The sequence below is a fragment of the Streptomyces cavernae genome (genome assembly GCF_004023625.1).
Lineage (GTDB): Bacteria > Actinomycetota > Actinomycetes > Streptomycetales > Streptomycetaceae > Streptomyces > Streptomyces cavernae.
On sequence record NZ_RPDJ01000063.1, the window covers coordinates 1 to 13,115 of the forward strand.

Annotated in this window: 5 protein-coding genes; 4 read left to right on the forward strand and 1 reads right to left on the reverse strand. The window is 71.3% G+C overall.

Features of this window, described 5'->3' with window-relative positions:
- Positions 1-4,826, reverse strand: a 4,826-nt coding sequence (locus EF387_RS47765; RefSeq protein WP_128382077.1) for a type I polyketide synthase, incomplete at its 3' end; no start/stop codon positions are given.
- Between the two features lie 351 nt (positions 4,827-5,177).
- Between EF387_RS47765 and EF387_RS43200 the strand changes: the two genes are divergently transcribed.
- From EF387_RS43200 to EF387_RS43215, 4 genes are all read left to right on the forward strand, one after another.
- Positions 5,178-6,569 (forward strand): NDP-hexose 2,3-dehydratase family protein, encoded by a 1,392-nt coding sequence (locus EF387_RS43200; RefSeq protein WP_128382078.1) that lies wholly within the window; start codon positions 5,178-5,180, stop codon positions 6,567-6,569.
- Positions 6,566-7,597 (forward strand): Gfo/Idh/MocA family protein, encoded by a 1,032-nt coding sequence (locus EF387_RS43205; RefSeq protein WP_202918559.1) that lies wholly within the window; start codon positions 6,566-6,568, stop codon positions 7,595-7,597. The genes EF387_RS43200 and EF387_RS43205 overlap by 4 nt, the downstream gene beginning before the upstream one ends.
- 562 nt (positions 7,598-8,159) lie before the next feature.
- Positions 8,160-8,867, forward strand: a complete 708-nt coding sequence (locus EF387_RS43210; RefSeq protein ID WP_202918560.1) for a VC0807 family protein — start codon at positions 8,160-8,162, stop codon at positions 8,865-8,867.
- A gap of 3,009 nt (positions 8,868-11,876) precedes the next feature.
- A complete protein-coding gene (locus EF387_RS43215) occupies positions 11,877-12,860 on the forward strand; it encodes a hypothetical protein (protein ID WP_128382079.1) in 984 nt (327 codons plus the stop codon).
- Positions 12,861-13,115: the final 255 nt, after the last annotated feature.

A 13,115-nucleotide genomic window follows, 5' to 3' on the forward strand; every position in this document is an offset into this window, starting at 1 on the left:
TGAACCACATCCACCCGATCCAAAGAACCGCCCTCACGGACCACTTGAACCAGGTCGAAGTCAACAAACGGCGCCAACGCCACCGCACACTCACCGAACCGGGCGGCGAACACCGGCGAAGCATCCAACAACTCCACCGCCATCCCCACCCACTGCGCCCCCTGCCCCGGAAACACAAACACCGGAGAACCAGCACCAGCACACAGCCCGGCACCGGAAGCGACAACGTCCGAACCGATCACCACCGCCCGGTTGTCGAAGACAGAGCGGTGCTTGAGCAGGGACCACGCCACGTCGACCGGGTGCGCGTCCGACTCCCGCAGGTGGGACCGCAGGCGGTCCACCTGGTCCTTCAGCGCAGCCTCCGAGCGGGCCGAGAGCAGCATGGGCACGATCACGTCGTCGGCCGGGGCATCGACGGACTCAACAGCCGTCGGCTCAGGCTCCTCAAGGATGACGTGCGCGTTCGTACCACTGATACCGAAGGACGAGACACCCGCGCGGCGGGGCCTGCCCGTCTCGGGCCAGTCGACGGCCTCGGCAAGGAGTTCGACGGCCCCGACGGACCAGTCCACGAAGGAGGTCGGCGCCTCACTGTGCAGGCTCCTGGGCAGCAGGCCCTCGCGGAGAGCGAGGACCATCTTGATGACTCCGGCCATCCCCGAAGCAGCCTGCGTATGGCCGATGTTGGACTTCACCGACCCCAGCCACAACGGCCGGTCCTCGGGCCGGTCCTGGCCGTACGTCGCCAGCAACGCCTGCGCCTCGATCGGATCACCCAGCTTGGTACCCGTACCGTGCGCCTCCACCGCGTCGACATCCGCCGCCGACAACCCGGCGTTCGCCAACGCGGCCCGGATGACGCGCTGTTGGGACGGACCATTGGGAGCGGTCAGGCCGTTGGAGGCTCCGTCCTGATTGATCGCCGAACCACGCACCACCGCCAGCACCCGGTGCCCGTTGCGCCGCGCGTCCGACAACCGCTCCAGCAACAGGACACCGACACCCTCACCCCAGCCCGTACCGTCCGCTCCCTCCGCGAACGGCTTGCACCGGCCGTCCACCGCGAGCCCCCGCTGCCGGCTGAACTCCACGAACATGCCCGGCCCGCTCATGACGGTCGCGGCGCCTGCGAAGGCGAGTGAGCACTCACCGGAGCGCAGTGACTGGACGGCCATGTGGAGGGCGACCAGCGACGAGGAGCAGGCCGTGTCGACCGTCACCGCGGGCCCCTGGAGGCCAAGGGTGTAGGCGATGCGGCCGGACGCCACGCTCGCCGTGGTGCCGGTGAGGATGTGGCCCTCGACCGCTTCGGCCGCTTCGTGCAGGCGAGGCCCGTACTCCGGTGCCGTGGCTCCGATGAAGACGCCGGTTGGGGTGGACTCCAGACTGTGCGGGTCGATACCGGCCCGCTCCAGTGCCTCCCAGGTGGTCTCCAGCAGCAGGCGCTGCTGCGGGTCCATCGCGAGGGCCTCACGCGGCGAGATCCCGAAGAACCCCGCGTCGAACTCCGCCGCGTCGTACAGGAAACCACCCTCGCGGACATAGCTGGTACCGGTCCGGTCGGGGTCCGGGTCGTAGAGGGCGTCGAGGTCCCAGCCACGGTCGGCGGGGAACTCCGAGATGACGTCCGCCTCCTCGCGCACCAGCCGCCACAGGTCCTCCGGCGAACGCACCCCACCGGGATAACGGCACCCCATCGACACGATCGCGATCGGCTCGTCGTCCACACCACCGCCCAAGGCCCCCACTTCGGTGTGAGCGTCGGCTGCGGTGCCGCTGCGTGTCGCGTCGAGGTGGCGGGCCAGACGAGCGGGGGAAGGGTGCTCGTAGACGACGGTGACGGGCAGGTTCAGCCCGGTGGCACGGTTGAGGCGCTCGCACAGTTCGACGGCGGTGACCGAGTCGAAGCCGAGGTCCTTGAACGTGCGTGCGGGGTCGATGGCTTCGGCGTCGGCGTGGCCGAGGACGACGGCCGCGCTCTCACGGACGTGCCGGAGGCTGTCGTCGTGGCCGGCCCCGGGGGCGGAGAGCGCGGCGGACCGGGGAGACGCGGGCGCCGTGGCCCGGGAAGACGCGCGCGCCGTGGCCTGGTGAACCGGCGTTGCCCGGACGCTCAGCGGGGCGGTGAGAGCGCCGGCGCCGGGGGTGGCGTCGATCCAGTGACGGCGGCGCTGGAAGGCGTAGGTGGGCAGGTCGACCGTGCGGGGCCGGCGACCGGCGAAGGCCGGTGTCCAGTCGACGTCTGCGCCGCGCGTCCAGAGCTCTCCGAGCGAGGTGTGGAAACGGTCGAGTCCGCCGTCGCCCCGCCGCAGGGTTCCGGTGACGACGACGGAGTCGTCCCGGGTGGTGGCCTGGGCGGTCTCCTTGACCGGTGCGGTCAGCACCGGGTGTGGGCTGACCTCGATGAACACGGTGTGTCCGGCGGCGGCCAGGGTCCGTACGGCGGGCTCCAGGAGCACGGGCTGCCGCAGGTTGGCGTACCAGTAGGCGGCGTCGGTCTCGGCGCCGCGCAGCCAGTCGCCGGTGACCGTGGACAGGAAGGGGACCTCGGGTGTGCGGGGGGTGAGTGGTGCGAGGAGGCGCAGCACCTCGTCCCGGACGCCCTCGACGTGTACGGAGTGTGAGGCGTAGTCGACGTCGATGCGGCGTACGCGGACGCCCTGTCGTTCGGCCTCGGCGGTCAGTTCGTCGAGGGCGTGGGTGTCGCCGGAGACGACGGTCGAGGAGGGGCCGTTGACGGCGGCGACGGCGACACGGCCGTCCCAGGGGGCGATGAGGTCGCGTGTCCGCGGTTCCGGCAGGGCCACGGACATCATGCCGCTGAGTCCTTTGAGCGCGATGAGCGCCTTGCTGCGCAGGGCGACGGCCAGGGCGCCGTCCTCCAGGCTGAGGGCGCCCGCGACGCAGGCTGCGGCGATCTCGCCCTGGGAGTGGCCGACGACCGCTGCCGGTTCCACGCCGTGTGCGCGCCACAGTGCGGCCAGGGACACCATGACGGCCCACAGGACGGGCTGCACTACCTCGACGTCGGAGCGGTCCAGGGAGGGTGCGTGGGCGTCGCCGCGCAGGACGGCGGAGAGCGAGAAATCGACGTGCGGGGCGAGTGCGGCCTCGCACTCGGCGATCCGTTCGGCGAAGGCGGGCGCGGTGGTCATGAGCTGGGCGGCCATGCCGGCCCACTGGCTGCCCTGGCCGGGGAAGACGAACACGGGTCGGTCGATGTCGGCGGACGCGGGTCCCGGCGGCAGGGCGGCCCGGAGGTGGCGCAGGATGCCGGCGGAGTCGGTGCCGGTCCCGACGGCCCTGTATGCGAAGTGGGTGCGGGTGGTGAGCAGGGACCAGCCGACGTCCGCGGGGTCGTCGTGCGTGGCGGGGTGCGCGGCGAGCCGTTCGATCTGGGCGCGCAGGGCTTCGGGGCTGCGGGCGGACAGCAACCAGGGCACCGGGAGCTGCCCGGCGTCGGTGGGAGGGGTCGTCGCCGGGGTGCGCGGGGGTGCCTGTTCGAGCACAAGGTGGGCGTTGGTGCCGCCCATGCCGAAGGAGGAGACTCCGGCGCGGAGCGGGCGAGCGGGGTCCGCCGCGGTCCACTCGGTGGTCTCCAACTGCATGCGCAGGCCGAGGCCGTCCAGGTCGATGGCGGGGTTGGGCGTGGCGTGGTGGAGGCTGGGGACGAGTTGCTCGTGGGACAGGCAGAGGATCACCTTGAGCAGCCCGGCGATCCCGGCCGCGCCCTCCAGGTGGCCGATGTTCGTCTTCACCGAGCCGACGGCCAGCGAGGCCTTGCGGTCCGGGTCGGTTCCGAGAGCGGCGCCGAGCGCGGCGGCCTCGACGGGGTCGCCGACCTTGGTGCCCGTGCCGTGGAGTTCGACGTAGTCGACGCTTCCCGGGGTGACGCCGGCGCGGGCGCAGGCGCTGCGCAGAACGGCTTCCTGGGCAGCGGCGTCCGGGGTGGTGAGGGCGGCGCCCGTGCCGTCGTTGTTGACGGCTCCGCCGCGGATCACGGCGTGGATGCGGTCGCCGTCGGCGAGCGCCCGGGCGAGTGGTTTGAGGACGACGAGGCCGGCGCCCTCACCGCGGACGAACCCGTTCGCGCGGGCGTCGAAGGTGTGGCACAGGCCGTCCGGGCTGAGCCCGCCGAACTCGGCGAGGGCCAGGGTGCTGCCGGGGACGAGGTTCAGGTGGACGCCGCCGGCGAGGGCGAGTTCGCAGTCGCCGGTGCGGAGGCTGTCGCAGGCGAGCTGGACGGCGACGAGGGAGGAGGACTGGGCGCTGTCGACGGTGAGGCTGGGGCCGCCGACGCCGAGGGCGTAGGAGAGGCGGTTGGCGATCAGTCCGCGGTTGAGGCCGGTGAGGGTGTGGTGGCCGACGCCTTCGGGGCCCTGCTGGTGGACGAGTTCGGCGTAGTCGGAGACGTCGGCGCCGACGAAGACGCCGGTGGCGTGCGGCAGGCGGGCGACGGGGACCGCGGCGTTCTCCAGTGCCTCCCAGCCGAGTTCGAGGACGAGTCGCGCCTGCGGGTCCATGGCCTCGGCCTCGCGGGGTGAGATGCCGAAGAAGTCCGCGTCGAAGTCGCCGGGGGCCTCGATGAAGCCACCGCGGTAGGGGACGGTGGTGCCCCGGCCGGTGGTGAGGGTGTCGTCGTGCGGTGCGCCGGTACGACGGTCCTCGGGGGCGTCGGTGACCGCGCAGCGGCCCTCACTGAGCAGGCTCCAGTAGGCCGCGGGTCCGCCGGCCCCGGGCAGCCGGCAGGCAAGGCCGACCACGGCCACGGGCTCGTGGGCCGAAACGGTGGTCCGGGCGTCCGCGGGTACCGGCTCGTTCATGGATGGCACTCCAAACACCAAGGCGACGGGGTCGGGGCAGCCCTCACGGTTGCACGACGTCCGGCGCGCTCAGCGCTCCTGCCAGGTGCTCTAGGGGAATTCCTAGCGGTTCCCGCGGGCCCGGGAGCGGTGCCCGCGGACATGGGGAAGTGCGGTCCGCGGGCGCGTTGACCCGCCCATAGCGAGGAAGGGGGGCCCGGGCAAGAGGAACAAGTCTAGGCGTCTGCCCGAACTGGGTCAGGCACGCTCGAGTGGCGGCGACCGACTGTCGCGAGGTGTGCCCCGCGTGTTTCGACAGCGCGGTCGCGTGCGCGTCATCGACGTGCCCCGGAAGGAGAAGAGGCCAAATCCATGACCGCGACAAACCTGGTGCTGCCGTCGCGCACCGCGGACCCTGACATCACGTCCCGGCTGGCGGCGTCGGCGGCGGCGGTCGAGGGCGGGGTGATGAGCAATGCGGAGCTGTTCGCCTGGCTCGACGAGCGTCAGCGTGCGCAGCGGCAGCATGTCGAGCGAGTACCGTTCGCGGCCCTGCGCGGCTGGCGCTTCGATTACCGGACCGGCGATCTGCGGCACGACAGCGGGCGGTTCTTCTCGGTGCGGGGGCTGGCGGTGCGGTCGGACTTCGGGCCGGCGCGGACCTGGTCACAGCCGATCATCCAGCAGCCGGAGATAGGCATCCTCGGCATCGCGCTGCGGGACTTCGACGGCGTGCCGCACCTGCTGATGCAGGCGAAGTCGGAGCCGGGCAACGTGAACGGCGTGCAGCTGTCGCCGACGGTGCAGGCTACGAAGAGCAACTACACGCGGGTGCACGGCGGTTCCGCGGTCCCCTACCTGGACTCCTTCCGCAGGCCCGGACCGGGTCAGGTGGTGGCGGACGTGCTGCAGTCGGAGCAGGGGTCGTGGTTCCTGCACAAGCGCAACCGGAACATGGTCGTGCAGGTGGGTCCGGAGGTGGCGGCCGGCGAGAACTTCGCCTGGCTGACGCTGGGCCAGGTCAACCTGCTGCTGCGGCACGACAACGTGGTGAACATGGACGCCCGGACCGTCCTGTCCTGTCTCCCGGACTGGCGTGGCGCCGAAGGGGAGTCGGGAGAGAACGCCGGATGGTCGCTGCACCCGGATCAGGAGATCCGCACATGGATCACCCGGCGGCGTGCGGAGCACGAGGTTTCCGTCACTCCGATCCCGCTGGCGCAGACGCCGGGCTGGCTGCGTACCCCGCACGCGGTGACGCACTGCAACGGCCTGTACTTCGATGTCGTCGCGGTGGACGTGTCCTCGGGCGGGCGTGAGGTGCCGGCCTGGTCGCAGCCGTTGCTGGAGCCGCGCGGCATGGGCATCGCGGCACTGTTCGTGAAGCGGATCGACGGGGTCCCGCACGCCTTGCTGCGCGCCCGCGCCGAGCCCGGCTTCCTCGACGTGGTTGAGCTGGGTCCGACGGTGCAGTGCGTGCCGGAGAACTACGAGCATCTGCCCGAGGCGGACCAGCCACCGTATCTCTCCCAGGTGCTGGCGCGCCGCCGGAACGCCCGCTACGACGTGGTGCTGTCCGAGGAGGGCGGCCGGTTCCGGCACGCGCAGAGCCACTACATGATCATCGAGACGGACGGCGACTTCCCCGCCGTGTCGGACGAGTTCCGCTGGCTGACGCTGCGCCAGATCGGCGAACTCCTGCGTTACAGCCACCACTTGAACGTGCAGGCGCGGACCCTGGTCACGGCGCTGAGGTCGCTGTGAGCGGCACGGTGACCCGGCCGCTCAGGCTGGGCGTACTGGGGACGTCGTCCATCGCGCGCCGCCGTACGCTGCCGACGGCGGTGGCCGCCCCGGAGGTGGAGCTCGTGGCCGTCGCGGGCCGGTCGGCACAGAAGGCGGCGGAGTTCGCCGAGCGGTTCGGTTGCGCGGCGGAAGCGGATCTCGCATCGGTCCTCGCCCGGCCGGACGTGGAGGCGGTGTACGTCTCCACGCCGACCGCACTGCATCACACCTGGGCCGCGCGGGCCCTGCGGGCGGGCAAGCACGTGCTGGTCGAGAAGCCGATCGGGGTGACCGCTCAGGAAGCCCGCGAGCTGACCGAACTGGCGCGGGAGCGGGGGCTGGTGCTGCGCGAGAACTTCATGTTCCTGCACCATCCGCAGCACGCCTTCGCGGCGGATCTGCTGCGGCGGGGGCGACTGGGCCGGCTCAGCACGATGCAGGCGGCCTTCTGCATTCCGCCGCTGCCCGCCGACGACATCCGTTACTCACCCGGCATGGGCGGCGGCGCGCTGCTGGATGTGGGGGTCTATCCGCTGCGGGCCGCCCAACTGCTGCTGGGTACGGGGCTGCGGGTCGCCGGGGCCGTGCTGCGCACGCGGGCCCGGGACGGGCTGGACCTGTCGGGTCAGGCTCTGCTGGTCTCGCCGTCCGGCGTCCTTGTCAACGTGACGTTCGGTTTTGAACACGCCTATACGTCCACGTACTCGCTGTGGGGCGACACGGCGCGCTTGACGGTGACGCGCGCCTTCACTCCACAGCCGGCGCACCAGCCCGTGCTCGTGCTGGAGGAGCAGGACCACGAGGAACGGTTCACGCTCCCGGCCGCCGATCAACTGCGCAGCTGTCTCGCCGAGTTCGCCGCCGCCGTGCGGCGGGGCGAGGCGGGCGGCAGTGGAGCGGAGACCGAGTGGTTGGGCTCCGCGGTGGCGGGCATGGAACTGGTCGACGCCGTGAACGAAGTGGCCGTGCGCGTACCCGTGGGTGACGGCCGGGAAGAACGGGACTAGGGCCTGTGTCGGAAGTGGCGTCGTTCGCACGAAGGGCGGGCCGGGCGGCGTCATGGGGGTCCCCCTGCTCATGGGGGTCCCCCCCGCTCGAGCGCAGCCGAGAGTGGGGGAGAAGTCGAGAGCTTGGGGGAGCGTGCTCTGGGAGTACCCCCTGCTCGAAGAGCTTGGGGGAGTGCCGGGCGGAAGCCCTCGTACTGGACGTACTTGGGCTTTCGCCCGGTGCGGCGAGTCGGGGTGCCCCCTGCTCGGAGAGCTTGGGGGAGCGTGCCAGGCGTCGGCCGGCAGACGCCACTTCCGACACAGGCCCTAGTACGCCGGAGGCAGGTGACCGCGGTTCTACTGACGTCCCGGCAGGTGCGACGACCGGAAATCGACCACCCTCACACTCGTGCCCTGTGGTCCACTACCGGTGGATCGCCGGAAGCAGGGCTGCCGGACCAAGGCGAATCCGGTTCGTTCGCCGCGGCCGCGACGCAGACGTCCACGACCACCCACGCAGCCGGCGCAGCGCGCCAGGTCCACCGGCCGGCACGGATACCGACCGCACTAGAGGAGTGTCCTCATGACTCCCCCCACCTCCCCCGGTTCCGCCTACGGCACCCCGACGCCCCCGCCCGCCGGGAACGAGGCCGAGGCCCCAGCACGTCCCAGGCCCTCGGGCGGCTCGTGGGGCTTCGTCATCACCGTGGCCTGCGACATCGTCCTGCCGGTCGGGCTCTACTACCTGCTGCGCGGCCTCGGTGCCGACGAGATCACGTCACTGCTGGTCAGTGGTTCCGCGCCCGCCCTGCACACGCTTTACCTGGCAGTCCGGCACCGCAGGCTCGACGCCATCGGCGTCTTCACCCTCACGCTGCTCGTCGTGAGCGCGCTCGCCTCGCTGATGACCGCGAGCCCACGTGTCGTACTCGCGCGCAACAGCCTGTTCACCGCCCTGGCCGGGGTGTGGCTGCTGGTCACCCTCTTCACGGCGCGGCCCTTCACCTACCAGGCCTTGAAGGCGCTCATGCCCGGCCGGTCCGAGCGGCTGGAAAGCCTGTGGAGCGAGGACTTGGCGTTCCGTCGGATCTGGCGCGTCCTGACCGTGGTGTGGGGCATCGGGCTCTTCGCGGACGCCCTGCTGCGTCTGGTCATGGCGTACACCCTGCCGATCGACACCGTGCCGGCACTCGACGCGGTCCTGTACGCGGCGACGTGGATCGTGCTCCAGATCGTCACACAGATCTCGCTGTACCGCTCGGGCACCTTCCGCAAGATCTTCGCGCGTTGACGTCCTCATGTCGGCGGCGGCACGGACGGCGTCCGCCCGCTGCCCGGATCGCCACCGCAAAGCCCCGCGACCAGGGCGTGGTCTGACACCGCCCAACCCCGCCGAGACCATCGGGCCCGACACCCGCCCGGCCATCCCCGACGGCCCGGCGTCCGCCCCGAATCCGGGACTGCGGGGCAGTCGTCGCGGCCGCCCACCCCGGTACGTCGTCCGGCGAACCGTCGGCGGGCGATCGCGCCGAGGATGGCCGTTCGCGCGTCCGGCCACCTTCGGCACGGCGGCCGCGCCGGCAACGGCTGCGGAGCGAGCACGGCCGTGGCGCCAGGCGTACCGGCTACTGGGCCGACGGGGCGGGTGAAGGTGTCGCGCAGGTGTCGGTGAGTCGCGGCGGGAGGAGCGGCCCGGACGAGGGCGGGGCGAAGACGGCAGTGGCCACCGCCGTCCCAGGGGATGGCCATGCGTGACCCCCGCCGAATAGGCCGATCGAATAGCCACGTACACCACCAGGGGTGACAGGCGGTTCGACCGACGCATGCCGAGAGCGCGAGAACGTGCCGGTCATCGGCACCACGGGTGGGACAACGACGGATGATTCCCTCGGGGGCGTCCTGCGCGCTTCTGCCGTGAGTCGGCTCGTGAACCTCAACTTCCGTTCCCTAAAAGCTGGTTCAGACAAATCGAACCGTGCGCCGGGCTGACTCGAGACCGAGTCGAGACCGAGTCGAGGCCTGATAAATAGCGGAGCCCGAACGTCAATTTGTGACCACTTTTCGTAGAACTTGTTGCCGCTTCAAACATTCGGGCGCTCGGCCCCGTGTCGGGAATTCCCTCACAGGGGACGAGCCGCACACCCACCCCCACCTGCGCTTCCTCCCTCCCGCACCGGCCAGCAGCAACCGCCGGGAACGGACCTGACGCCGCGACAGCCCGACCGTCAACCCGAGCCGAGTCCGCCGAAGCCCCGCCGCGCCGCCCACCGATGCCGGCGCCCTCGGTGCTCCCGGCGCTCCCCGTGCTCGTCCACCGCGGCAGGACCGACGGTGCGGCACTGGAACACCCCAGGGACGGGGCGCGCGAACCCGCCTCGAGGCGGCATGCGCGCACGGCCTTCACGCGACCGACCCTCACAGCCCGGGCCCCCGGCCCACGCCGACGGGAGCGCCCCGCTGCGCCGCCCGGCGTGCTTCCACCGCCGCGCCACGCGCTCGTGCGGCGGGCGTACACACGACGCGCGCTACGAGCGGTACCCCCGGGGACCGCGCCCCGTTCGCGGCGGCTCGAGCCGGACCGGCTCCGCTCCGAGGACGGGCCCGCCCGGCCCGGAAGACCTGTCGCCGCGTCTGCTCACCCGCATTCGTCGCCGCCACATACGACCGGACGAATGCCGTTCCCTTACGATGCGGCAGCCGACGCAGCGGATTTTCTCGCGTTTCGAACGGACAGGCCACGGAAATCCAGCACGGGAACGATCGCCGCATCCGGCCGAAGCGCACACAAGAGAAATCGTCCCGCTTATGACTCGGCACTCACCGATGAGCAGAGCACACGTGAAGATAAAGAGCAGACACCACATCACAGAATTCTCCGCGGGCGTACATCCGAGAAATTTCGCACGAATCCCGAGCGCAGACCGTTTCTCTGCCCGGCCTCTCGTTGCTGTCTTCCGTTGTCCGTAAGGGAATTCCTGCCCGCACCACGTCGGCACCCACCGCCGTTCGCCGGAACTGGGTGTTCCGCGAGCCGGTTCTGGGTGAACGGCGGTGGCACAGGAGGTGCAGCAAGCATCGGCGGGTCCACCGCCGGCCCGGGGCCTAGCGGAGGACCCGCCCGGCCGGCGGCGCCTCGGGGAACTTTTGCGTTCACAAAGCCAGGCCGTCCCACGCCGGGCGACAGCCGGGGACGATGCACAGGTCCGAGCCTGCGCCCAGGAAGCCGACTGCCGCGAGGCGGGGACCGGGGCGCCCTCGCCGGGAGAAGCCTGCGGTTCGGGTGCCACACCGGCCGTCTGAACCGCCCCGCGGCTGCGGGCCGGCATCCACTAGACCGGCTGCCTGATACAGCGGGTGGCCCGGCCGCGAAGCCTGCCGCCGCGCCCGCCAACGCCGCGCCGCACAGCGGCCGGGGCGACCGCGCCTCCGGCCGATCGCCTCAGAAGCGCGCCGCCGGGCCGCGACGCCGCGACGCGCGAGGCCCCAACAGCAGCATCCATTGCCCTGGTGCGGGCCGGGGAACGCCCTGCGGCGGCCTGCCCACAGCCGGCCGTCGCAGCCGCATGTCACACGGGTGGTCAGGCCTGCGCCGAAGGCGGCACTGGATGCTGTGCCGCTGCCTCCGGCGCCCTGGAGCCTGCCCACGAGCGAGGCGAGCGGGAGGGGGGTGACGGTCAGGAGCCGGACGAAGTCACCGTCGACAGTCTCCTGACGGGCCGGCGGAACGCCCACCGGGAATCGCCGCGCGGATCATGCCGTGCGGCATCCTGGGCCGCCCGCACGGCCCGTGGAACCACCTCGGCCCTGCACGGTGGGGCGGGCCGCCGACGTCCGCGGCGGCCCGCCCCGCCGCGCAGGGCCGGCTGTGAAGACTGAAACAGGAGCAATGCTCAGGTTGCTGCATGCCGACGGGCGGATCGGGAAGCCCCGATCCGCCCGTGTCACAGCCGATTCATCAGCCCCACTGGTCGTCCATCGGGGCGGCCGACGGCGCGGAATGAGCCGGTACCGACGTCGCAGCGACCTGGTCGTGCGCAATGGCGGGAGCCGTAATGCCGCCTCCGAGCAGACCGATGAATCCCGCAGAGGTCAGAAGTCCAGCCGCAGCGATGCGCAGTGCAAGCTTCCTCATAGCTACCCCCAGTTTCGACAGTTGGCCGGTCGGCACCAACACTCCCGCACCGAGGCTTTCTCCCAAAGCCTTTCCTGGTGTCGTAAAGTTGCCTGACAAGAAGTTCCGTCGCACGGGAATGCGAGCCTCCAATTGTCTGAAAGCTCTCTCCCGGCAGGCGATTTAGCCATGCTGGATGACGCAGAGGCGAAGGCGTACCGCAATGCGGTGCTGCTGGGCCGCTTTGTCCGCGAGGAGACGGCGACCGCCCTCGGCGTCTCCCTCGAAAAGGCGGCAGAAGTCGAGCAGCGCCTGACGGCGCTCAGCCTGCTGCGTCCCATGCCCGGTGAGCCGGATCTGCTGGTACCGGTGAGCCCCGACACCGCGGTGGCCGATCTGGTGGGGCCGACCGAGAGTCACATCCGGGACCTGCAGCGGGAGGTCAAGGAGATCCGCGACCAGATGGGCGCGCTGCGCACGGTCTACTTCGAGAGCCGTCAGCAGCGCAACCAGGCCGAGGCCTTCGACGTGATCAGCGACATCGACGCGTTGCAGGCCGTGCTGGACGAGCAGGGAGAGCGCTGTCGCACCGAGATGCTCACCGCCCAGCCCGGTGGCGCCCGCCCCTCCAGCCTCCTGGCCCATGCCCGGCCCAAGACCCTGGAGCGGCTCGGGCGCGGGGTGCGGATCCGCCACCTTTACCAGCACACCGCGCGCAGCGACCTCGCGACCACCTCCTACGTGCGCGCGGTGACCGAGCACGGAGCGGAGGTACGCACCACCGACGAGCTGATCGACCGGATCGTCATCTACGACCGGGAGGTGGCCTTCCTGCCCGAACAGCACGTGGACGGCCGGGCCCCCGGGGCGGTGGTGGTGCGCGAGCCGACCCTGGTGGCGTTCATCTGCCGGATCTACGAGCATCTGTGGGCCGGGGCCACCCAGTTCGTCCCCGGGGCCGAGGACACCGCCGAGGTCACCGACGACCTGAAACGGTCGATCATCAAGCTGATGGCGCAGGGGTACAAGGACGAACTCGTGGCCCGCCGGCTGGGCATGTCGGTGCGCACCTGCCGCCGCTACATCTCCCAGATCATGCTGAGCGTCGACGCCACCAGCCGTTTCCAGGCCGGTGTGCACATCGCGCTGACGGGGTTGGAGGACCTCCCGTAGGGCCCGGCCTGGGGCGCGACCTCCCGTAGAGGCCGACCTGGAACCCGACCTCCCGCAGCGGCCGACCTGGAACCCGACCTCCCGTAGGGCCCGGTACTCCATGCCAGGCAACAAGCTGTCACGGTGCGGGCATAGCCCTGCCACCCCCGTCCGCGGGAGCCTGGTACGGCTCAGTCCCACCGAACCAGGACACCGCCGAGAAGGGTCAGCCGTTGGAGACTTCCCGGACCGCGCCGGCGGGGCACCGACACGGAA